Origin of the sequence: Butyrivibrio sp. XBB1001 (assembly GCF_000424505.1) — a bacterium.
Lineage (GTDB): Bacteria > Bacillota > Clostridia > Lachnospirales > Lachnospiraceae > Butyrivibrio.
Genome location: NZ_AUKA01000011.1, coordinates 85,805 through 110,295, shown reverse-complemented (window position 1 = coordinate 110,295; position 24,491 = coordinate 85,805). Strand labels below are relative to the sequence as shown.

Annotated in this window: 17 protein-coding genes; 14 read left to right on the top strand and 3 right to left on the bottom strand. The window is 42.7% G+C overall.

Annotated elements, in window-relative coordinates; genetic code table 11:
• From G631_RS0110935 to pflB, 9 genes are all read left to right on the top strand, one after another.
• A partial coding sequence (locus G631_RS0110935; protein ID WP_026489484.1) for an InlB B-repeat-containing protein occupies positions 1-971 on the top strand: 971 nt, incomplete at its 5' end.
• A 146-nt stretch (positions 972-1,117) separates the two neighbouring features.
• Positions 1,118-2,014: a GNAT family N-acetyltransferase gene (locus G631_RS0110930; RefSeq protein WP_026489483.1), complete on the top strand. Its 897-nt coding sequence runs from the start codon at positions 1,118-1,120 to the stop codon at positions 2,012-2,014.
• 48 nt (positions 2,015-2,062) lie between these two features.
• Complete coding sequence (locus G631_RS0110925; RefSeq protein ID WP_026489482.1) at positions 2,063-2,596, top strand: hypothetical protein; 534 nt, start codon at positions 2,063-2,065, stop codon at positions 2,594-2,596.
• 139 nt (positions 2,597-2,735) lie between these two features.
• On the top strand, positions 2,736-4,529 hold the full coding sequence (locus G631_RS0110920) for a Na/Pi cotransporter family protein (protein WP_026489481.1): 1,794 nt from the start codon (positions 2,736-2,738) through the stop codon (positions 4,527-4,529).
• Positions 4,530-4,732: 203 nt separating this feature from the next.
• Positions 4,733-5,890, top strand: a complete 1,158-nt coding sequence (locus tag G631_RS18900) for a serine hydrolase domain-containing protein (RefSeq protein ID WP_051197149.1) — start codon at positions 4,733-4,735, stop codon at positions 5,888-5,890.
• 105 nt (positions 5,891-5,995) lie between these two features.
• The gene (locus tag G631_RS0110910) at positions 5,996-6,556 is read left to right on the top strand and encodes an NUDIX hydrolase (protein WP_026489480.1); all 561 of its coding nucleotides are present in this window, start codon (positions 5,996-5,998) and stop codon (positions 6,554-6,556) included.
• A 78-nt stretch (positions 6,557-6,634) separates the two neighbouring features.
• Positions 6,635-7,417: a Crp/Fnr family transcriptional regulator gene (locus G631_RS0110905; protein WP_026489479.1), complete on the top strand. Its 783-nt coding sequence runs from the start codon at positions 6,635-6,637 to the stop codon at positions 7,415-7,417.
• An 18-nt stretch (positions 7,418-7,435) separates the two neighbouring features.
• Positions 7,436-8,170 carry a pyruvate formate-lyase-activating protein gene (pflA, locus tag G631_RS0110900; protein WP_026489478.1) on the top strand — a complete coding sequence of 245 codons (735 nt, stop codon included), beginning with the start codon at positions 7,436-7,438 and terminating at the stop codon, positions 8,168-8,170.
• A gap of 230 nt (positions 8,171-8,400) precedes the next feature.
• On the top strand, positions 8,401-10,665 hold the full coding sequence (pflB, locus tag G631_RS0110895; protein WP_026489477.1) for a formate C-acetyltransferase: 2,265 nt from the start codon (positions 8,401-8,403) through the stop codon (positions 10,663-10,665).
• Positions 10,666-10,769: 104 nt separating this feature from the next.
• Here the strand turns inward: pflB and G631_RS0110890 are convergent, their stop codons facing one another.
• The gene (locus tag G631_RS0110890; RefSeq protein WP_026489476.1) at positions 10,770-12,791 is read right to left on the bottom strand and encodes a right-handed parallel beta-helix repeat-containing protein; all 2,022 of its coding nucleotides are present in this window, start codon (positions 12,789-12,791) and stop codon (positions 10,770-10,772) included.
• A 352-nt stretch (positions 12,792-13,143) separates the two neighbouring features.
• Here G631_RS0110890 and G631_RS0110880 point away from each other — a divergent pair, with 352 nt between their 5' ends.
• The 4 genes from G631_RS0110880 to G631_RS0110865 all read left to right on the top strand — a co-directional run bounded on the left by G631_RS0110880 (position 13,144) and on the right by G631_RS0110865 (position 18,094).
• Positions 13,144-14,199 (top strand): LacI family DNA-binding transcriptional regulator, encoded by a 1,056-nt coding sequence (locus G631_RS0110880; protein ID WP_026489474.1) that lies wholly within the window; start codon positions 13,144-13,146, stop codon positions 14,197-14,199.
• 53 nt (positions 14,200-14,252) lie between these two features.
• On the top strand, positions 14,253-15,161 hold the full coding sequence (locus G631_RS0110875; RefSeq protein ID WP_026489473.1) for an ABC transporter permease subunit: 909 nt from the start codon (positions 14,253-14,255) through the stop codon (positions 15,159-15,161).
• Positions 15,158-16,138 (top strand): carbohydrate ABC transporter permease, encoded by a 981-nt coding sequence (locus G631_RS0110870; RefSeq protein ID WP_330365699.1) that lies wholly within the window; start codon positions 15,158-15,160, stop codon positions 16,136-16,138. Before G631_RS0110875 ends, G631_RS0110870 begins: the two co-directional genes overlap by 4 nt.
• 168 nt (positions 16,139-16,306) lie before the next feature.
• On the top strand, positions 16,307-18,094 hold the full coding sequence (locus tag G631_RS0110865) for a sugar ABC transporter substrate-binding protein (protein ID WP_026489471.1): 1,788 nt from the start codon (positions 16,307-16,309) through the stop codon (positions 18,092-18,094).
• A 92-nt stretch (positions 18,095-18,186) separates the two neighbouring features.
• On the opposite strand, the gene G631_RS0110860 is transcribed toward G631_RS0110865, so the two are convergent.
• Positions 18,187-20,037, bottom strand: coding sequence for a cellulase family glycosylhydrolase (locus G631_RS0110860; protein WP_026489470.1), 1,851 nt, complete (start codon positions 20,035-20,037; stop codon positions 18,187-18,189).
• Between the two features lie 98 nt (positions 20,038-20,135).
• Positions 20,136-22,580 carry a glycoside hydrolase family 9 protein gene (locus tag G631_RS18895; RefSeq protein WP_051197147.1) on the bottom strand — a complete coding sequence of 815 codons (2,445 nt, stop codon included), beginning with the start codon at positions 22,578-22,580 and terminating at the stop codon, positions 20,136-20,138.
• A gap of 433 nt (positions 22,581-23,013) precedes the next feature.
• On the opposite strand from G631_RS18895, the gene G631_RS0110850 reads away from it, so the two are divergent.
• Positions 23,014-24,360 (top strand): MATE family efflux transporter, encoded by a 1,347-nt coding sequence (locus tag G631_RS0110850; protein WP_026489469.1) that lies wholly within the window; start codon positions 23,014-23,016, stop codon positions 24,358-24,360.
• Positions 24,361-24,491: the final 131 nt, after the last annotated feature.

The following is a 24,491-nucleotide window of genomic DNA, read 5'->3' as shown; positions in this document are numbered from 1 at the left end:
TAGACGGCTTTGAGTATGTCGAAGATGGAAATCAGTACTTTGCAGGAGAAGATGAGCTTGATGCAGCAATAGTACAGGGAGATGGAAGTCTTGTAATAAAGCTCTACTATGACAGAGAAGAGTATGAGGTTAAGTACACATTAGATGATAATGCTATTCCAGAAGGCGTAGAGGTTCCGGAAGCTAAATCTTACAAATATGGAGAAGAAGTAACTGTAGAAGCAGATCTGATAGCAAGCGGATATGTATTTAGCGGATGGGCAACAGCTGCAGATATAGCTATCGAAGACAATAAGTTTGAGATGCCAGCTGATGACGTAGAGTTTATTGGCGTATTTGAAGAAATAACATACATTGTAACCTTTGAATACAGATTAGCAAGCGGCGTAACAGCACCTGCAAATTGGGATAGCCTGTTAGAAGAACTTAAGACTCATAATGGAGAATTCCATGCAGGAGACATACTTGCACTTCCAGAAAGACCTAGTATTTCCGGTTATGTATTTGGAGCATGGCAGATAGAGAAGGTAGAGAATGCAGAAGGAGAAACTCCTTTTGACAGAGCACTGGCAAAAGCAAAAGAGCTTCTGGCATTAAAGGTAAGTGCGGCAGACAATGAAACAATTGAGGTTCCGGAGTACGATACAGTAGTATATTGCATCGTGGATAACGCGCCTACACCACCTACACCTCCAACACCTCCAACACCTACACCAGATCCTACACCAACAACACCAGTAACAATTCCTGATGCACCAGCTCCTACAGCACCTACACCAGCTGCACAGGCAGTACTTGGCGCTAGAAGAGAAGAGCCTACAAGTGGACAGGCAGTTCTCGGAGCAAGAAGAGCAAGGACAGAGGATACAACAAACGAGGCAACAAGAGTATTCGCAATCATTCTTGCTGCTGCTACAGCAGTAACTCTTTTACTCACTGGAAAAAAGAAAAAAGAGGAAGAAGAGGGCTGATATAGCAGAAAAGATAAATAATTAAACTTTAAGGGCGACAAGTCAGTAAATCTGGCTTGCCGCCCTTTAACATTTGTCATTATAATAAAGTTATGTTAAAAAACATTATTTTTTCAATAACTAAATCTGCAATAGAGGAAAAAGAGGTGCTGGCGCAAATAGTAAGCTGCGCCCAGTATCTGGAGGACTCTGGCTATAACATAAAGCTTCTTGAGATGGGAGAGGAGTCCTACTCTAAGATAAAGGCCGCAGGGAAAAAGAACACACTGATAATCTGCGACAGCTCAGAGGATGCGAAAACTCTTTCTGCAAAGGGCTATTACTGCATAGGAATGCTCCATGACCTTAATAGAGATGAGAAGTTTGACGGCCTTAAGTATATCTTTGATGATATAGATCAGGTTGAAGCTGATTCTTTTACCAAGGTTTACCAGAGATATGCAGGCGAGCCCTGGGAAGTCATCCGCACAGACAGACTCATTATCAGAGAGAGCACTGTGGATGATGTGGACGAGTTTTACAGACTATACAAAGAGCCTGAGATGACCAAGTACATGGAAGGCCTTTTCGAAAATCCTGAGGATGAGAAGCGCTACCAGAAGGATTATATCGAGAAAGTCTATGGCCTTATGGGCTTTGGAATATGGACAGTAGTAAGGAAGAGCGATGGCGAAGTCATTGGAAGAGCCGGGTATTCTATACGAAACGGCTTTGAAAATATAGAACTTGGATTCCTCATAGGAAAGGCCTATCAGGGACAAGGGTACGCTTATGAGGCGTGCGATGCCATCCTTAAATATGGCAAGGAAGTCCTGGGGCTTGAGACAGTTCAGACCCTGGTGAAAAAAGAAAACGAAGTGTCCATAAGACTTTGCGAAAAGCTGGGATTTATCAGGAACAAAACAGTATCCATAGAAGAAAATATATACGGACAAAAGTATCCTGGGGCTGACGATGCAGAAGCAGAGTCTGATGACCCAAGACAGGTACGAGTAAACAAATCCCACTTTGGGGAGTATATAAGGTTCGATAAAAAACTATAAGAAGACAATAGGAAGAAGACAAGACTATTATCAGGGAGGATTGGGGAAATGGCAGAGAATATTTTTCCGCTTGTAACAACGCATTTTAATATAACACCAGAGGACATAGAGAAGCTCTTTGACAGCGAATGGAAGGTTACTTTAAAAGAGGGGAGCGATGACAAGGTAGGCAGCATCCGCTTTGAGGAGGGCATGTTTCAGGACAATGTGAAAATGACTGTGGATTTAGAGCCAGCCTATGAGAAGACCAAGATCATTTCCGAAATATATTATTCCATGGCAGCTTTTGCCTTCCGCTTTAAGAACATAAGAGAGATCAGCACAGAGTGCAGACATGAGAATGATCATCGCGTGAAAGGCCTTGAAAAGGCTGGTTACGTCTATAGAGAAAACAAAGACGGTTCTGACTATTATTCAATTAAAAAGCAAAAGACTTCCTGGACAGGATTTTACATTTTTGTGGGACTTATTGCAGGTTTTATCATGGGTATAACCTTTTCAAACCTGTGGATGGGGACTCTTGCCGGAGTGCTGATAGGCGCGTTGATAGGTGTACTTCTTGATGGAAAAGAGAAAAAATAGGCCGGAAATTAAGTCTAAATCTTTTTTATGGCATTTTTTAAGTAAATACTGTAATATTATAGCTGTAACAAAAGAGTTTTTTAATTATAGGCATTGATAGCGCGCAGCTATCAGGGGAGAAATGCCTACAGGAGGAAAAATGAGTTCATTAGAAATGTTCAGCCTAGTTGCGGGATTGATCGGCGGTCTGGCGATGTTCCTTTATGGAATGAATGTCATGAGCGGCGGCCTTACCAAAATGGCAGGAGGCAAACTTGAAAGCGTCCTTGCCAAAGTGACCAAACATCCCGTGATAGCGTATCTCTTCGGAGTGGGTGTAACCGCTCTGGTCCAGTCTTCATCTGCATCAACCGTTATGGTTGTCGGCCTTGTTAACTCAGGTATCATGACCTTGAAGCAGGCAGTAAGCGTTATCCTTGGTGCTAACCTGGGAACAACCTTTACAGCATGGCTTTTGTCTTTAAATGCAATCAGCAGTGATAACTTTATAATAAACCTTTTAAAGCCAGCATCTTTTACACCATTTCTGGCTCTTATCGGTATCGCGCTTTACATGTTTGCTAAGACCGAGAAAAAGAAAAATGTAGGAACAATCCTTCTTGGATTCTCAGTTCTTATGTTTGGTATGCAGTCAATGTCCAGCGCAGTATCACCTCTTAAGGACGTTGATTCCTTCAAGGCAATTCTTACAACCTTCAGCAATCCTGTCATCGGATTTTTGGTAGGCATCATATTTACAATGGTAATCCAGAGCTCAGCCGGAACAATCGGTGTACTTCAGGCTCTTTCCCTTTCAGTTATGATCAACTATAGCATTGCAATCCCAGTAGTCATCGGTGCTGAGGTTGGTACCTGTATCACAGCAATCCTCTCATCCCTTGGAGCCAACAAGAATGGTAAGAGAACGGCTCTGATGCACCTTTATTTCAACGTGATCAAGGCATTATCCTTCATGATCATCTTCTATGCAGTTAATGCAATAGTTCATTTTAGTTTTATGGATGACAAGGCAGGAATGGTAGGCATTGCCGGAATCCACACACTGGTCAATCTTGTGGCTACACCACTTATGCTTCCATTTGCCCAGCTCCTTGTTAACCTTGCACTCAAGACAATTCCTATCGATGAGAAAGAGAAAAAGGAGCAGGAAGAACAGCAGGGTATCCGTACACTGGATCCAAGATTTCTTTCAAACCCTCCATTTGCTCTTGAGCAGGCCCGTCAGGCTGCGATCACTATGGCTCAGATGGCCCAGGATGGACTTAATAAAGCTATTGGCCTTATTACAGAATATGACAAGGAAGTTTCAGAGGAGGTTGAACATATAGAGCGTCAGATTGACAAATATGAAGACCAGCTTGGAACCTACCTCATGAAGATAAATAACCACCACCTCTCACCAGAGGATAGCCATACATTGTCACTTCTTCTTCACTGTATCACTGACTATGAGCGTATTTCAGACCATGCTCTCAACATTGCCCAGAAGGCTCAGAACATGGCAGATAATAAGAGAGAATTTTCTCCAAAGGCACAGTCAGAGATGGAGATCTTTGCAGCAGCGGTTAAAGAGATCATGGATCTTGCAATTAGATCTTTTACCCAGCAGGATGTGGACCTTGCCAAGACTATTGAACCTCTTGAAGAGACAATCGACGGAATCAACATGGAAGTTAAGCGCCGCCATGTCAGAAGACTTCGCAAGGGTAAATGTACTATTGAGCAAGGCTTTGACCTGAGCGATATCGGTACAGATTTCGAGAGAATAGCTGACCACTGCAGCAATATAGCTGTTGGTATCATAGAGGTTGAAGATGATCTTTATGAAGCACATGAGTATATTGAAACACTCAAGCACGAAAAGGCAGATGGTTTCGAGAAGGCTGTGGACTTCTATCAGAGAAAGTACATGCTGCCATCTGTAAAGTTCTAAGATAAAAAGAATATCATAAACAATGCTAAGGGCCGGAGCTGTCAAAGTTTCGGCCCTTTAATCACCTTATAAGTTAACGCTGTAAAGTGCAAAAAAATATAGTATACTAAAGGGGTTAGATAAATAATAGATGATCAGAATGCATGTATAGGATTAAGACCAGTACATGTTTTAATAAGTTTATATTGGACAGGAAGGATATTATGAACATTAGGAAACTTGGAAGGCTCGATACACTTATAGAGAGCCAGCGTGAAAAAGGCTTATTACAGGGTGCCACAATAGTTGTTGAGCACAATGGAAAAAGAGTATACGAAAATCACTATGAACCAGATAGAGAAGACAGCATTTATAAGATATTCAGTATGACCAAGCCAATTACAGCTATGGCAGCCATGATTTTATATGAGCGCGGCGAACTTGATCTTATGAGTAAGGTTTCAGATTATCTGCCAGCCTTTGCTGATTGCAAGGTGGCTTCACCAGAGGGAATTACCAAGGCTAGAAACCCTATCACAGTCAAGGACCTTCTCAATATGACCTCAGGAATCGTCTATTCAGGGGATTTCGGCGAGGCAGAAAGGTCTATGACCAAGATTTACAAAGAGGCCAAGACTCAGAGACAGTCTGGCATTCTTAGAAGCAACGTTGATGTCTGTAACAAGCTGGCAGAGGGATATCTTGCCTTTGAACCTGGAACAGGCTTTAGATACGGCCATTCTGCAGATATCTTGGCTGGTGTTATAGAAGTGATCACAGGCAAGAGATACTCAGACTTTTTGAAAAAGGAGATCTTTACTCCTCTCAACATGGAGGATACAGGTTTCTGGATTGATGAGAGCAAGGCTTTCAGACAGGCTGTTCTTTACAGACGTGACAAGACAGGCAAGGTAGTTCGCGCTGAGGACGATGTAAAGCGCCGCATGGAGATGGAGAACCCCACAGAAATGCCTTGGCTTGAAATGGGCGGATCTGGCCTTTATACCACAGCCAACGATTATGCTCACTTTGCCCAGATGCTCCTCAACAAGGGTGCATACCATGGCAAAGAGCTCATCGGCAAGAGAACCCTTGCCTTCATGACTTCTCCACAGCTTTCTGGAGATATACATGATCAGTTCCACGACATGAATGGCTGTCTTGGCTACAACTATGGCAACTACTTCCGCATTCTCACAGACCCGGCACAGGCATGCTCAAACGGCAGCATCGGTGAGTACGGCTGGGATGGCAAGGCAGGAACCTACTTCTTTGTAGATCCTAACGAGGAACTAATCGTAATCTACATGCAGCAGATCGAGGGCGGCCTTGATTACAGCTTCATCCGCGGCATCAGACAAATCGTATACGGAGCGTGCTGAGAATGGGGCAGCGATAATGGAATATTTATGGATAAATGGTGAATAGATAGAATAAAACCAGCGAAGGTGATTGCATTTAAAATAATAACAGGAGTAATACCATAAATGAAATTTGAATATTTAGAAAAGAAGGAGCAGGGCAAATTTATAACAAGATATGACCTGCACTACAGAACAGAAGATGACAAGGAAAAGACCTATGAGATCATCAGTAGAAATCCAGATCTCAAGGACTTTGGCGATATACATAATAAGAAACCGGATGCGGTGGTTCTTATCATGCATGATATGAGTGGTGAGAAGATACTCATAAATAAGGAATTCAGGATGGCTCCGGGAGCATGGGTTTATAACTTCCCGGCAGGTCTTATAGATCCGGGAGAAGTTCCGGAAGAAAGCGCAAGGCGCGAACTCAAGGAAGAGACAGGATTGGATCTCATTGCAATAGATGATTGGATTGGTGAGAGTTATAGCGCAGTGGGCTTTTCTAATGAAAAGAATGTGTGCTGTGTAGGAAGAGCAGATGGTTCTTTTGCCAAGAGCTCATCAACTCTCGAAGAGATAGAGCCAGGCTGGTATACAAAAGAGCAGGTAAGGGAACTGCTAAAAACTCAGCCCTTTGCGGCCAGAACTCAGGCATATTGTTATCTGTGGTCTCGTCAGTAAATGATCAATAACTATGAGTGATGCACGACACACATAGTAATCAGCAGCGATAAATACGGCATTCGTGGGTGAAATAATATGAAGGATAATAAAGAACAGACAAAGACAACTTCATATAAAGGAAAGGGTGTCTACCAGAATCAGGAAAGGGCAGAAGAACTAAAAAGAGGCATTATAGGCCTCAATATTTGTGAGGAGTGCGGCGGATTTTGCACTGAAAGCGTTCCTCTTATCGAGGGCCTTCCAGTAAATGCCCAGGTCAGCCTGATGGAGCACTCCAAGCATGCCAATCTCAAAAAAGGGAGCTATCTCTTTAACGAGGGTGAAGTGGTGGATTCGATCTGTATCATCAGGAAGGGCAGGGTTAAATTATGTCGCTACGATTCTCTTGGAAGAGAGCAGATCATAACAATCCTGGCAGATCATGATATCATCTGGGAAGGAATGTTTCTGGATGGCAGTGTTTATCCGTATTCTGCAGTTTGCCTGTCCAACGCATCCATTTGTCAGATCCACAGGGATGATTTCATCAAGGTGGTAAAAGATCCAACCGCTGCTATGAATATCATTATTATGCTTAGTAAAAAACTCCATGATGCCAATGAGAGAAACATGCTTCTTTCTACAAAGGACCCAATGGCACGTCTGGCGGGCTTTTTGATGTATAGGGTAGACAGAAGCCCATCAGATGATATAGTATTGAAACTCGATGACATTGCGGCGAGTGTAAGTCTTCGAATGGAAACAGTCAGTCGCAAGCTTCGGGAACTGGAGAAAATGGGCCTTATCGAGAGGCGTGGTCACGCCAAGATCAAGGTTATTGACAGAGATGCACTTAGAGAGATATATGTATCTCAGTAAGATTAAAAGAGGTATTAAATGTTAAAAGGAGCAATTCATTCCGTAGAAACTTTTGGTTCAGTCGATGGACCAGGAATCAGATTCATAGTATTTTTGAAAGGCTGCAAGCTTCGCTGCAAGTATTGCCACAACGCAGATACCTGGGATCCTCATTCAGATGATATGAGAACACCGCAGGAACTTCTGGACTTTGCAGAGAGATATCGTGGTTACTGGGGCGAAGATGGAGGAATAACTGTAAGTGGAGGAGAGCCACTTCTGCAGATAGATTTCCTTATCGAGTTTTTCAAGATGGCCAAGGAGCGTGGCATCAACACTTGTATAGATACAGCACTTCAGCCTTTTGATCCTGATAGGAACAGCGAATTCTTTGGCAAGTTCCAGGAACTTATGAAGTATACAGATCTTTTGCTGGTTGATATCAAGCATATAGATTGCAAGGAACATATAGAGCTCACAGGACTTCCAAATGACAACATTATCGAGGGAATGAAATATTTATCTGAGATTGGCAAGCCAATCTGGATCAGACACGTTTTAGTACCTGGAATTACAGATAATGATGATTATCTTCATCAGACAAGAGCCTTTATTGAGACCCTTTCAAATGTCCAGAAGATAGAGGTGCTTCCATATCACACCATGGGACAGCACAAATTTGAGGCACTTGGAATTCCTTATAAGCTTGAGGGTGTTCAGTCTCCAACAGCAGATCGTGTTCAGAACGCCACTAGAATTTTAAGAGGCGAGTGAGAAATATTTTCAAAACAGAGATAAAATGCTTAGAAACGAGATACCGAGTACGTTTGTACTTGATACCTCGTTTTTTTATCGAAAAAATATGTGTAGAAATTGTGAATTATTTACCAAATTTGATTACAATCAAGGTTTAGACTTTTCTATTTTGCTAATATACTCAACGGTAAATATAAGTGACAATATTTTAACAATTCATGTTAAATATTTGAGAAGGAGTTTATATTATGAACGAAGCATGGAGAGGGTTTAAAGGAACCCACTGGCTGGATGATGTAAACGTAAGAGATTTCATCCAGAACAACTACACACCATATGATGGAGATGAGAGCTTCCTTGCTGATGCTACAGATGCTACTAACAAGCTCTGGGGCAAGCTTCAGGAGCTTCAGAAGCAGGAGCGTGAAAAGGGCGGTGTCCTTGAGTGCGAGACAGAAGTTGTTTCTAGTCTTACAGCTTACGGTCCTGGATATATTGATGAGTCTATGAAGGATCTTGAGCAGATCGTTGGTCTTCAGACAGACAAGCCTCTTAAGAGAGCATTCATGCCTTACGGCGGAATCAAGATGGCTGAGGAAGCTGCTGAGACATACGGCTACAAGGTTAATGAGAAGTTCCACAAGATCTTCACAGAGTACCACAAGACACACAACCAGGCAGTATTTGATGCTTACACACCTGAGATGAGAGCTGCTAGACACAGCCACATCGTAACAGGTCTTCCAGATACATACGGACGTGGACGTATCGTAGGCGACTACAGAAGAGTTGCTCTTTACGGTATCGACTACCTCATTGCCAAGAAGCAGGAAGATTACAACAACTGCGGCGATGGAACAATGCTTGACCACATCATTCGTCAGAGAGAAGAGATCTCAGAGCAGATCAGAGCTCTTAAGGGAATGAAGGAAATGGCAGCTGTTTACGGCTTCGACATTTCACAGCCAGCTAAGAACGCTAAAGAGGCTGTTCAGTGGCTTTACTTTGGATATCTTGCAGCTATCAAGACTCAGAACGGTGCTGCTATGTCTGTTGGACGTGTTTCAACATTCCTTGATATCTATATTGAGAGAGATATTAAAGAGGGAACTCTTACAGAGTCAGAGGCTCAGGAGCTTATCGACCACATGACAATGAAGTTCAGAATGGTTAAGTTCGCTCGTATTCCTTCATACAACAACCTCTTCTCAGGTGACCCAGTATGGGCTACTCTTGAGGTTGGTGGACTTGGTATGGACGGACGTCACATGGTAACCAAGAACGACTTCAGATTCCTTCATACACTTGAGAACATGGGACCTTCACCAGAGCCTAACCTTACAGTTCTTTATACTTCAAAGCTTCCAGCTACATTCAAGAAGTATGCTGCTAAGATCTCTGTTACAACATCTTCAATCCAGTACGAGAACGATGATGTTATGAGACCTATCTGGGGCGATGACTACAGCATCTGCTGCTGCGTATCTGCTACACAGACTGGTAAAGAGATGCAGTTCTTCGGAGCTAGAGCAAACCTTGCTAAGTGTCTTCTTTACGCTATCAACGGTGGTAAGGATGAGAAGTTCCTTACAAAGGATGGCAAGCACATGCAGGTTGGACCTGAGATGGCACCTATTACATCAGAAGTTCTTGATTATAACGAAGTTATGCACAAGTATGACATCATGATGGATTGGCTTGCAGGACTTTATGTAAATATCCTCAACCTTATCCAGTACATGCATGACAAGTACTACTACGAAGCAGCTGAGATGGCTCTTATCGATACAAACGTAAGACGTACATTCGCTACTGGTATTGCTGGTTTCTCACACGTTGTAGATTCACTTTCAGCTATTAAATATGCTAAGGTTACAACAGTTCGTGATGAGTCAGGCCTTGTTGTTGATTACAAGGTAGAGGGAGACTTCCCAAGATATGGTAACGATGATGAGAGAGCTGATGAAATCGCTGTATGGCTTCTTAAGACATTCATGAAGAAGATTGAGAAGCATCACACATACCGTGATTCAGAGCCTACAACATCTATCCTTACAATCACATCAAACGTTGTTTATGGTAAGGCTACAGGTGCTACACCTGATGGAAGACCTGCTTACGCTTCATTCGCACCTGGTGCATCACCATCTTACGGTGCTGAGAAGAACGGCCTTCTTGCTTCACTTAACTCTGTTGCTAAGATTCCTTACGAGTACGCTCTCGACGGAATTTCAAATACACAGACAATGAACCCTAACGCTCTTGGTCATGACGACGAGGAGAGAGCTAACAAGCTCGTTAGCGTACTTGATGGTTACTTCAACCAGGGTTCACACCACCTTAACGTTAACGTATTTGGTAAGGAGAAGCTTATCGACGCTATGGAGCATCCTGATAAGCCTGAGTATGCTAACTTCACTATCCGTGTATCAGGATATGCTGTTAAGTTCATCAACCTTACTAAGGAGCAGCAGCTTGACGTTATCGCTCGTACATGCCACGAGGCACTTTGATCGATAATATCTATATATATTGATTTAATACTTCTACTAAAGAAAGAGATGAGACATTTGCATATTTGCAAATGTACTCATCTCTTTTTTTCTACTTTATTTGATCATTTAATTTCAAGCTTTTTGAAAACAAGGAATTCCTTGCTTCCTACTGATGACAGTGGCCCTGGAATTGTGTCAGATGATCTGTGATTGCCATAGAAATCCCTATCAAACGTGATTGGAGTTCCGTCTGTATTTTCAAATCTCTGCTCTGGCTCAAAGGCTTTTCCAAGGGTGTCAGTTGTGATGATGCCATCAAGTAGATCTCCAAGAGCTTTCTCGTAGTTGGTCTTCAGATACCAGTCTCCATCCTTTTCCTTGATTTCTACAGTGACCTTTGTTTTCTTATCTTCCAGATGATTCTTTTTCTTTTCATGCTTGGAAACAGTAGCGCCGCCAAAGTAAGCATTTCCTTCAATCCATACAGGGAGATGTCCAAAGTGTGCCTCTGCCAGGCCTCCCATATCAGGGTTCTTGGTAAAGTCAAACTGACTAATCCATTCCTCGTAGGAAGGGAATATGTCAAAAGGCTTGGTTCCAACTACTTCATATTCGGAGTCGGCTGGAGTTTTCTTCTTGTCTGTTATTGGATGCTGCTGAATAAACACATTGTTGTAAATTCTGTCATCACCGTGGAGGATTGTCATAAAGCCGGCAACCTCAGTCCTGTGGCGGATGTGGTAAGGAGTATAGCGAGGCTCTCTTTGACCGTTAACAACGCTGTCTACACCTGAGTTTACAAGAGCAAAGCCACCAAGGATCAGATTGTGGATAACTGCAATGCCTTCACTTGGAATAGTTACTGCTGTAGGTGACAGAAGTATGTTGTTATCAATAAGTGTAGGGCCATGGCCAACTTCAATGAATATGTCAGTTGAGAACATAGCGCCTTGTGCCTGTTTAAGGCCGCCATGTCTATAGTTGTCGTGCATAAGGTTCTGGCTGATGCGTGCTCCCTGAGCTTCCCAGTCGAGCCATACACCCTCTATACAGTGGTGAATGTGATTTCTTCTTATGGTTACATCAATTGCAGCATGGAGCTTGATTCCGGCGGTCTCTGCTCCGCCAAGCTGTTGTGAAGTGCAGATATCGTGAATCTCGCAATCCTCGATTGTTGAGAAAACACCACCCATTCGACCTACAATACCTGTCTGCTCGCAGTGATGTACATGACAGCGACGAATGATATGGTGGCCAACTTTTTCTTTTAACCAGCCGTGATACTGGCCTCTGCAGACAGCGTCACGCTCCATCTGAGTAGGGCTCTTTACATGGTTCTTGGTAAAATACATATCATTTTCAGGGTCCAGATATTTGCCAAGAGAAATTCCACAGCATCTGCTTCCATAAACTTCGCAGTCCTCGATTATCCACCCCATGCTCCAGTGAGGACCGATCATTCCGTCCTGATAAGCAGCGGGAGGAGCCCAGGTTGTAGCAGCTTTATTGATGTTAAAGCCGCTTACAGTGATGTAGTTGACGTGATTCTTGGTAGGCATAAAGACATTGCGCCTTACACTGATCTCGACCTTCTCCTTGTTTGGATCAAGCCCCTGGAAATTGGCATAAAGAACTGTCTCATTTGTCTTTTCATCCTGCTCTGTGTACCAGAGATATTTACAAGCTTCCTGATCCCAGGCAAGAGGATCACCCTTTCCCTTCTGGCATTCTTCCAGGGAAGAAGCTTCATACATCATGTTGTCATTAACAAAAACTGAGCCTGTATGTCTGATGATAGGAGAGAAGTACCAGTCGCCATAAACTCTTTCAACATATGGGTTGTAGGAACCAAACATTGTATTGCTAACGCGTGCAGTCCAGGTATTTCCCTTAACCTTCTTCCAGCCAGAAACAAGTTCTGCACCTGTGATAACAGCTCCCAAAGGCTCTTCTGAGCGGTAAACAATAGGGCTTTCCTTGGTGCCGGCATTAACAGGGATAACGTGCTCTCTGTACACACCTGGCTTAACTATGACTTCATCACCGGCTACAGCGATCTTTGCAGCATCGTTGATATGCTTAAAAGGCCTTTTTTCGCTTCCATCGCCATCTCTAAAAGCTGCGGAATCTACGTAATAAATCATGATGGTCCTCCGAAAATGTGCTTGGGTCCATAGGAATGTAGAGAATGAAGCCTGCACATATTAGTTTAACGATAAACATCACGTATTTAAGCACATTTGTTTATTATTATTGCAATATTTACGTGTTTATCGCTGTTATTAGTAACTTATTTCATATTATTGTTTTATTATTTTTGTGTCAAAGTCAAATTGCACAAAAGTTTCTGGCGAAAATTGTATTTGCTGTACAAATTGATAAAATGTATTGACAATTATGGCCCGAGGAAACTATAGTAAAATTAGTTTAACGATTTACCATTCATAACTAAACAACGCCGTTAATTTATATACGGCACAGTTTCAAGGAGAACTAATGGTAACCCTAAAAGAAATTGCAGAAGCATGCGGTGTTTCTGCAACTACAGTATCCAACGTAATAAACGGGAAAGCTAAGACTAGCGAGGAAACCAGACAGAGGATATTGGAAGTCATTAAGGAAACTGGATATAAGCCCAATATCATGGCAAAGGGCCTTAGGATCAAAAGAAGCAGAACTATTGCTCTTATTGCCGAAGATATTGCACAGTTCACATCTCCAGCCATTATCGAGAGCATAATGGAAACCTGCGAGAAAATGGACTACAGGGTTGTTGTTCACAATCTGCGATTGTATGACAGATGGCAGGATACCTGGTATGGGCGAGATGACGAGTATCATTCAGTTATTGATCCTGTCATCAAGGATGTAATGTCGGCTCAGGTTGACGGAATCATCTATGTGGCTGGACATGCCAGAATTATCAAGACTTTCAATAAAACCACTGAGCTGCCTGTTGTGATGTGCTATGCATACTCAGAAAGCCCAATGATTCCTTCGGTAGTCATAGACGATGAGCAGAGTGCCTATGAAATGGTGTCATATCTTATAAGACATGGACATGAGAAGATAGGCTTTGTTGGAGGCCGCATTGATAACATCCACACTGCTCAGAGACTTATGGGTTATCAGAAAGCTGTCTTTGAAAAAGGACTTTTGTTCGACCCTAAGTATATCTACTACGGGGACTGGTCTAGAAAGTCAGGTTATGAAGGTGCAGAGAAACTTGTACCGCAGGGGGTTACAGCTCTTTTTGGAATATCTGACATGATGACAGGCGGAATATATGACTACCTGTATGAGAAGGGGATCTCTATAGGAAAAGATATATCTGTAGTCGGATTTGATAATGAGAGTATATCAGCATTCTTCAGGCCACAGCTGACAACTACAGAACTTCCACTAAGAGAGATTGGCAAAAAGTCTGCGGAGCTACTTCTGGATAAACTAGAAAGTCATGCAAAAGGGGAATTGCATAATGGAGACAAGCCAGAGGTTTACAAGATTCCATGCAAAATGGTGATCAGACAATCCGTGTGTGAAAAAAAGTAAGAGCAATATTTTTTACCTGTTTAGTTTAACGTTAAACCAAAGGAGGAGTAAGGGTGTCAAAGAAAAAGGCGTATTCAATTCAGTTATTCTTAATGGTTTTACCATTCATTATTTTAGTTCTTTTATTCTGTTATTATCCTCTGTACGGATGGTTGTATGCATTCTATGATTACAAGCCACCAAAGACGCTGGCAAACAGCCCATTTGTAGGCTTTAAGTGGTTCGCATCACTTGTTAGCAGCCCTGTAAAAGTACAGCAGATCATTCAGGTTCTCAAAAACACATTTGCGATGAGCGGCATTACCCTTGGAACCAGCTGGCTTCCTATGATATTTGCGGTCTTTCTCAATGAGATCAGAGGTGTCAAGTTCCGCAAATTTGTTCAGACAGTAACCACACTTCCTAACTTTGTAAGCTGGGTAATGGTTTACTCAATTGCTTTTGCTCTTTTTAGCAGCACAGGTATGATGAATTCCCTTTTGATCAAGGCTGGATGGGTTGAGCAGCCAATTCTCTTTTTACAGCAATCAGAACATGTGTGGTTTACACAGTGGCTGTGGCTTACCTGGAAGAACCTGGGCTGGGCAGCAATCATGTATATCGCGGCAATTTCCAGCATTGATGATGAACTCCTTCAGGCAGCCAGAGTTGATGGCGCCAACAGAATGCAGATAATCTGGCATATTACAATACCAAGTCTTTTGCCTACATACTTTGTACTTCTGGTCATCAATGTAGCAAACTTCCTAAACAACGGTATGGAGCAATACTACGTATTCCAGAACGCTTTCAACAAAGAATTTATCCAGGTTCTGGACCTTTATGTTTACAACATGGCCATGGGCAGCGGCGGATATTCAGTTTCAGTAGCAATCAGTATGCTAAAGAGCCTTGTCAGTGTTGTTCTTCTGGTAATCGTCAACGGAGCATCTAAGTCAATCAGAGGGGAGAGCATCCTATGATTCTGAGAAAAGATTTAGAAATTCCAAAGGTAGTTACGGAGAAAAGAGCCATGAAAAAAGAAATAGAGCAGAAAACAAAAATAAAGGTTAGCGCAGGTGACAGAACCCTTGAGATCATATGCTACATAGTATTTACGATAGCTGCATTCCTGTGCCTTTATCCTTTTTACTATATCGTTATCAACACAATAAGTGCAAATGACCTGAGCGCAAAGGGAGATATCCTCTTTTGGCCACAGGGAATACACTTCCATAATTATTTATCAGCCTTTAGGATTGATGGCCTTTTTCAGGCCCTTAAGATATCACTTCTTCGTACAGTTCTAGGTACTGGCTTTACAGTATTTGCATCAGCTTACTTGGGATTTATGTTCACTCAGGAAAAGATGTGGCTTAGGAAGGTATGGTACAGGCTGATCGTAGCAACAATGTATTTCAATGCAGGAATTATTCCCTGGTATCTGGTCATGAAGAGCATGCACCTTACCAACAACTTCTGGGGATATATTCTGCCAGCAATTGTATCACCCTTTAACCTGATCCTGACCAAGACCTTCGTTGAGTCTGTGCCAAAAGAGCTGCAGGAAGCAGCAGAGATGGACGGCGCCGGAGTGCTTACAGTGTTCTTTAGGGTAATCATTCCAGTAATAAAGCCAATCATGGCTACAGTTGCTATCTTCTCAGCTGTAAATCAGTGGAATGCCTTTCAGGATACACTGCTACTTATGACAGATACAAAGCTCTATCCACTGCAGTTCGTGTTATACCAGTACCTGAATCAGGCCAGCTCCCTTGCATCCCTGGCTCAGAGTAATACAAGTACCTCTTCACTGGCGGCTGCAGCAGCAACCACTCAGACTACGACCAGTGTAAGAATGACAATTACAGTTATCGTAGTACTTCCTATCATGCTAGTGTACCCGATCTTCCAGAAATACTTCGTAAAGGGAATTATGATCGGAGCTGTAAAGGGCTGAGAACACTTGCCGAGGTATTATCGAGGCTAGTGTGAACGTCTACCGGATCACATGCTTGCATGTGATAGCGGTAGGTTCCTTGTAAAGAATCTCAGCCAAGTAAATCAAATGCGCACAAACCGGTGGCGACCGGTATTAAGTGTTTTAAAAGAAAAGGAGGAAATGAAAATGAAGTTTAAGAAAATTGCATCTCTTGCTCTTTCTACACTCATGGCAGCATCTATGCTGGCAGGCTGTGGTGAAACTGGCACAGAGAGCACAGGAGGGGCTGCTCAGACTGAAACTAAGACTGAAACAAATACAGAGACAGCTTCTACAGAGACAGCAGGAGGCGACACAGCCGCTGCTCCAGCTGCAGCTGACCACTCATCAGAATACACCGTAGATTTCTACGATGTAGCAGCTAATTTCCAGGGCGTTCAGTCCGGATGGTATGGAAAGATTGTAAAAGATAAGTTCAACATGGATCTTAACATTATCGCACCACAGGTTTCTGGTGATGGCGCAGCTCTTTATCAGACACGTTGCGCTGCTGGTGCTCTTGGAGATCTTATTATTCTCGACAATGCAGATGCTCAGGAGTGCGTAGAGTCAGGACTTATCCATGACCTTACAGATGTTATCGAGCAGTATCCAAATCTTTCAAAGTTTATGCCTCAGATTAAGCAGTTCAATTCAATGATGGGAGACGGAACCAAGATTTATGCTATTCCTCTTGAGATGAACAACAATGGCCCTACAGCATACAAACAGCTTCATGTTTATTCATATCCTCGTATCGGATGGGATATGTACAAAGAAGCTGGTTCACCAAAGCTTAATAACCTTGATGACCTTCTGAGCGTACTTAAGGACATTCAGACAGCACATCCAAAGAATGATAAGGGTGATCCTGCATTTGCTATCAGCCTTTGGAAAGACTGGGATAGTCAGTATATGGAGTGTGTAGCTCAGCTTACAAAGTGGTATGGACAGGAAGTTAACGGATCAGTTCTTATTGGAACAGATAATTCTATCACTCCTCTTACAGACAAGAACGGCGCATACTACAAGATGCTTAAATTCTTCTATCAGGCTAACCAGATGGGACTTGTAGATCCTGACTCAGCTACACAGGACTGGAACTCAATGGTTTCCAAGATGCAGGATAAGAGAGTATACCTGTATTGGTACAGCTGGCAGTATGGTTTCTGGAACACACCAGCAAAGGGTAACGAAGGAACAAACTACATCGAGATTCCTGTAGCAGATACAAACCTTTACCAGGCTTCTGACACATACTACGGCGATGGTCGTGTTCTCTGTGTTGGTTCACAGGTTTCAGATGAGAACTTTGCAAGACTTATGGAGTTCCTTGACTGGTACGCTTCTCCAGAGGGAGTTCAGATCCAGCATGGCGGTACAGAAGGACTTATCTACACAGTAGAAAATGGTAAGTACAAACTTACAGAAGATGGTATCAACAGATTCTCAGCAGAAGTTGCTGTTCCTGAAGATCAGGGCGGCGGAAACTGGAATGATGGTAACAACCAGATCAACCAGTGGATCGTAGCTTCTTGTGATGTTAACCCAGATACAAACGAGCCTTATGGAACAGATATGTGGTCATCAACAATCGAGATGAACCAGACAACAACCACCAAGGAGTGGACAGAAATGTATGGCGCAGCAGATGATGTTGAGTATCTTCTAAGCAACAAGATGATGACTGTTGTTCCTAGTATCAACATCGCTCTTGCTATCGATACAACAGATATCAGCCTTATCCGTAAGCAGTGCGGCGATACAATCAAGGATGCTTCCTGGAGAATGGTATTTGCCAAGGATGATGCTGATTTCGAAGCTCAGTGGGATGCTATGACAGCTCAGCTTGAAGGACTTGGATGGGCAGACCTTACAGCTTTCGATACAGAAAAGTATCAGCCAATGCTTGAGGCTAGAAAAGCAGCTCAGTAATATAAAAAGGACATTATAAACAGACATAATAAAGGGCAACTACGTGTGATGCGTAGTTGCCCTTTTAAAATATATATTAACTAAGGGGTATTTTATCTATAATAAGCAGTTACTGTTTCGCCCTTTGATCCAAGAGGAATTTCGTGATCAAGACCTACAAACTTGCCAGTCTTTGAATCGGACCAAAGAGTCTTTTTCATCATGTTGTACTTGGCGCTATCCCATGTTACCCAGTCGCCTTCAAGAAGTCCGCCTGTATCACCTGAGTTAGGATTGATGCACCAGAAGGTGTGGTTAATATGGTTCTTTGCGATGAATTCTGACATGATATTAAGGTATTTTTCATTGCTGCCGCCATCCATGAAGCCGCCCCACTCACCGATGAGAATAGGAGCGATTTCCTGATCCTGAAGGTAGAACCAGTTGTCATACCATACATCATCAAGAAGAGTCTTTTCTGAGAAGTCTTTCTTGAACCAGGACTGCTCATATACAAGTGGGCCGTAGTCATGAGGTGAATATACAAGCTGACTCTGATATCTGCCAAGATCTACTGGAAGGTCTCCGGCAAGTCTTAAGTTTCCGCCCCACCAGTCGCCATAGTACTTGAGCTGATCTTCTGTAGCGTTAGGATCCTGTGTGCCTGAGTTATAGTCATATCCAGGTCTTGGAGTCTCTTCAATACCTTCTACCATGATAAGGAGATTTGGATTCACATCAAGGATTGCCTTGCCGCAACGGCTTGCTGCGTATCTCCAGTTGTTTTCATCTGTTGAATCATCCCATTTTGCAGAAACCTTCTCTGACTGAGAAAATTTGCCATGAGGCTCGTTCTTAAGATCGCAGGCAACGATTGTATCATCGTTTTTGTATTCGCCTACAAACCAGGTCCATCCTTCAATCCAGTCTTCTGTTGTAAAGCCCTTAGGACCGTACCATACATTGTAGTTATGACCTGAGTTGTTAGCATCTGCGCTGTGGCAGTCAACCATAACTTTTATACCGTTTTCTTTGCACAGAGCAAGGAATACATCAAATACTTCTCTAGAACCCATATCTGAACCGTCAGCTCTCTTAAGCTCTGGGTTAGCATAGGAATTGATGTTTACTTTAACATTTTTTCCTGCCTTCCACTCTAAGAGAAGTTCAGTAGAAACCGGTACACGAACAAGGTTAATACCGTGATCAGCCATGCTCTCAACGGTTTCTTTCATGTTAGCACTCCAAAGGCCATGGAATACTTTTTCTGAACAGTTAAATCCAAACCAGTTAGCACCAGTCAAATATACTTCGTGGCCATATTTATCATATATTCTACCGCCTGAAGTATGGAGCCAGTCATCACCGACTACAGCCTCTGAATCTCCGGTGTGTGGATCTGGAGTAGGAGTTGGCTCAGGATCAGGCTGTGGTTCTGGATCAGGCTGTGGCTGTGGATCTGGTTGTGGCTGAGGGTCTGGCTGAGGCTCAGGATCTGGAGTAGGAGTTGGATCCTGCTGACCGCCGCTGGTAGAACCGCTTGTGATGATCTCAATTGTATTACCAACGTGACCAGTACCCTGGATACCAAATTCTACAGCCTGTCCGGCTTCTATTGTTTTATTCCAATCCATTGGAGTGATCTCGTAGTAACTGCCGCTTTCTACGATCTTCACATTCCAGCTAGAATCAATTCCAACATCATTTTTATTGATCTTAAGGGCCCATGAATCAGCTCTTTTACCGGTTTCGTTTTTAACCTTTATAAGAACCTGATAACCAGATCCCCAGTTATTTATTGTGTATTCAGTTGTTAAGCTTGTAGCAAGAGCAGAGCTGGCAGTTGTGCTATTATTTGCCGCATGAACATTAAGCGTTGCAAGGCCAGACCCTGTTAGGATCATAGCAGCTGATAATGTTCCAATAAGTGCTTTGCTACAAAGAAATCTTGTGGCTTTACGCATATTATTCTCCTAGAAAAACCTCTATTAGTTAAAACAATCCACAGCCTAAGTTGCAGTAGACTGTGGATCGTCCAGGTTTTGTGATTTTTTTATACTAATTATTTGCCTTCTGCAATGATTTCAATTGTATTTTCGATGTGGCTTGAGCCCTGAACACCGAATTCTGTGCTGCCAGATGCTTCAAGAGAAGCGTTCCATGACATTGGAGTAATTACATAGTAGTTACCCTCTTCCTTGACATTTACGCACCAGCTTGAATCGATACCAACATCGTTCTTGTTAACCTTAAGTGTCCAGCTGTTGATTCTGGAATCAGAATCGTTCTTAACCTTTATAAGAACCTGATAGCCTGAACCCCAGTTATTGATTGAATATTCAGCCTTAACTTCGCCTGATACTACAGGAGTTGGGTCTGGATCTACAGGAGTAGGATCAGGATCTACAGGAGTAGGATCTGGGTCAACAGGAGTTGGGTCTGGATCTACAGGGGTAGGATCTGGGTCAACAGGAGTAGGATCTGGATCAACAGGTGTAGGATCAACTACTGGATCTGGAGCAACAAAGCCTTCTCCAAGAACAAGTGTTGAGCCCTCAAAGAGCTGCATTCCACTTGGAGCTGTCATCTGATTGTTGCTTGTTCCGCCAAGACCCTTTACGCATGGGCTGTTTGAGAAATCCCACTTGCCAGGAGCTGTGAATCTGAGCTGAAGTTCGCACTTGCATTCGCTCTGTCCACCAGGATAGATGTTTGCGCCTGCGAGGTTAACGTCTACATAGTAGATACCAGCCTTATCAGACTCCTTGAACTCAGAAATCTGAGCCTTGTGCTGCTGATATGTTGTAGAAATCTTCATATCTGATGCACTGTATCCCTGTGCAAGAACATCACTAAGGTCAAAGAAGAGACGAAGTGTTAAGTTATCTGTTACTCTTGCTGGCCAAGCTGTGTGGTTCTCGATTACGGCCTTGATCTCAACGAAGTTGATCTTGTTGTTGCTGTCCTGAGCATTGATGCCAGCCTTGAGAACGAACTCAGCACCGTCTGTCTGCTCGATTGCTGTAGGAGTTGTAACAGCTCCAAAGCCTGTCTTTTCATACATGTAAGCGCAAGCGCCTGTGAATCCAGCGTTGTAGTCACAAGCTACTTCGTTTGCAATGTAATCACTACGATCATCCTTGTAGCTGTCGTTAGCTGCATTTGGTCCGCCTACAACAGCACCTACAAGTGTATGTCTTGATGTAGCTGGTTCTGCATTGAGGTTGTTTGACCAGCAACCATGAGCTGCTCTGTGATGAGGATTCTTTGGAGACTGTGCATTGTAGCCAACCATGAAGTTCTGGCCTGAGCTACCAAGTGTATAGTTAACAGTTCTCTCAATGTACTTATTAGCTTCTGCGATGTGCTGTGCATCAGCCTTCTCAAGTCCAACATAGATTGCATCTATGAAAGCCTGGTTGTTAGCATAACGAACTGAACCCCACTGACTGAGGAATGAAAGTCCGCCAGGGCTGATTGTTATAGGATTTGAACCAGGAAGTTTGCCATTCCAGCAGTCGATACTGTTCTCAATTGCTGTATAGTATTTATCTTTTCCTGTAAGCTCTGCAAGAAGAAGGCATGCGCCCATGTGAGTGTCATCCCATGACATTGTCCATGAATAAGCCATCTCTGTGCCGCCCTGGAACTCTGTTCCAAAGTTCTCAGCAAACTGCTCAGCCTTTTCAAGATAAGTCTCATCGCCTGTTGCCTTATAGAGCCAGCATCCAGCAAGCGCAAGTTCATCATAGAATCCGCTGTAAGATGTATAGAATCCGCTAGCTGCTGTATATCCAGCGTCACTCTTAGCTCTTTCTGCCATTCCGAAAAGAGTCTTGGCATGTGAAAGATATGTAGCGCTTCTTGCAGGATCTGTATCCTTTAATACGATAGAAGCAACTGCAAGAGAAGCAGCAGCTTCACCTGTAACACATGAACCACCATTTGCAGATGTGTCATCAACCTTGAAGGAAGGTCTGTCCATCTTGGCTTCTACAAGCTCAGGAGCGCCCCAGAAACCGTGATCCTTGCCGCCGTCACCTACCTGATAATAGTAGGTTCTTGAGTCAGGATTACATTTTACGAAATAGTCGTTTGCCCACTTGATATCGTGGAGCATCCACTTAGACTGGCCAGACTGGCTATAAGCCTGTGGATTATTAAGATATGACCATCCAAGGATCATTGAAGAATAAGCCATTGGAAGGTTGAACTTAACGTTGTCGCCTGCGTCATACCATCCGCCTGTAAGGTCGAGACCATTGTCCTGACCATCTTTAAGGCCTGAATCAGCTCTCCAGTTTGTTCTTGAAAGTGTTTCTTCTGAAAGCTTTCCAGATTCCTGAAGCTGATAGAACAAAAGAGATTTAGCAAGCGCATCACCATAATTATAGTTACCAGCTGCCTCAGCTGTTACTGAAGGAAAACTTAAGCCAGATACTACAAGCAGAGTAGAAAGTGCCCCCACAACCACTCTTTTGCAAAAAGATTTTGTACCTTTATGCATTTTTACACGTTCCTCCTTAAGAAAGATTAGTTATTTAAACGATATCGGCGCGCACGACATCGTAAAAAACCATTTAAAAGTTATCGTAGTTTCCTCAAGAATGGCTTTATTACGCATGATTACAAGTTTTGTAATATTTTGTAGTTTTCTGAATATATTGGATAATAGCTAGACAAAAGCTAAAAAAATCATGAATTGTCAGTTAATTCACTTATAATCATAGCTTAAACGTTTTAGTTTGTAAACATAATTTTAACAAAGATTTTATTTTTTATTATTTTTTTAATGGAATTGTGTCAAAAGATATTACGAGAAACTTAATAAATAGAAGGCTATCTTTTTACCTATATTGATGATAGAGTGAGAATTAGATAAGTACATGGCGTAGCGCCATCTATCAATAGAAATATGGATGATCAGGAAGGATTATCACATGGAAAAAAGATATGTAACCGATATGACAAAGGGCAATGAAATTGCTCTTTTGATCAAATTCACAGTCCCAATGCTTTTAGGAAACCTGTTCCAGCAGTTTTACAATCTGGCAGACAGCATTATTATAGGTCGATTTGGCAACGAATATAGTTTGCCGTCAATAGGCGCAGTAGGAAGTGTCAACTTTCTTTTCTTTTCCCTGTGCCTTGGTATGAGCGCTGGTGTCGGCATCATGATTTCTCAGAACTTTGGTGCAGGCAAGGATGATTATGTAAAAAAGATAGTAGGAAATGCCATCTACATCACATTGGCAGCAGGCATACTTATGAGCTTTGTCAGCGTCGTATTTGCAAGGCCTATTCTTACTCTTATGAAGACTCCGGCAGAATGTATGCCAGAGGCGCTTCTATATATGAGAATAGTATGCGGTGCCACTTTCCTTGTAGCGGGCTACAACATGATATCTTCAATCTTAAGGGCCCTTGGAGATAGTAAAACTCCGCTTGTTTTCCTGGTTGTAGCATGCCTTATCAATGTTGTTCTTGATATTGTCACTGTAGTTTTGCTTCACTGGGGAGTAGCAGGAGTTGCCGTAGCTACAGTCTTTTCCCAGACCATAGCGATGATAGGTTCTATCCTTGTGGGAGTAAAAAGAAATCCCTATCTACAGCTAAAGAAATATCATATGGACCTTAATACTGACATTGTGGATAAGGCAGTAAGACTCGGTATACCACTTGCCCTTCAGAACGCTCTTATTGCATTTTCCTGTCTGGCTCTCCAGACCGTTGTTAACAGCTTTGGAAGTGATGTAATGACAGCATATACAGTTACTGGAAGAGTTGAGCAGTTTGTTCAGCAGCCCTTTGGCTCACTTGGAACTGCTGTATCTACCTTTGCCGGACAGAATGCCGGTGCCAAGAAACTTGACAGGGTAAAGAGTGGATGCATAAAGAGTGTTATGCTGGTGGCTGTATTTAGTGTGATCATGATAGCTGTAATGTTTGCTTTTGGCGAAAATATTGTCTGGATATTTACCAAGAATGAGAAAGCGATTGAGATTGGAGCTGCAGGACTTAGGATCACCAGCATGTTCTATTTCTTCCTGGGACTTATCTATGTATTTAGGGGAATGCTAAATGGTGTAGGAGATGCGGCTTTTGCTCTTATCAACGGAATCATAGAAGTTGTAGGACGAATAGGTTTTGCAACAATTCTTATGGCAATTCCCGGAGTTGGTCTGTGGGGATGCTGGTATACAAACGGACTTACCTGGGCTATTACTGGAATAGGATGTGTAGTCAGATACATGCGTGGAAAGTGGAGAAAAAAGATTTTTGTATAATTTTGTATTATTGTATACAAAAAGTTCTTGACATGTTTTTTTATCTGTCTTAGAATTCATTAACATAAAGACAAGGGCGTCTTAGAGAATACTCTCTAAGGCGCTTTTTGTGTATATCAATATTTATGACC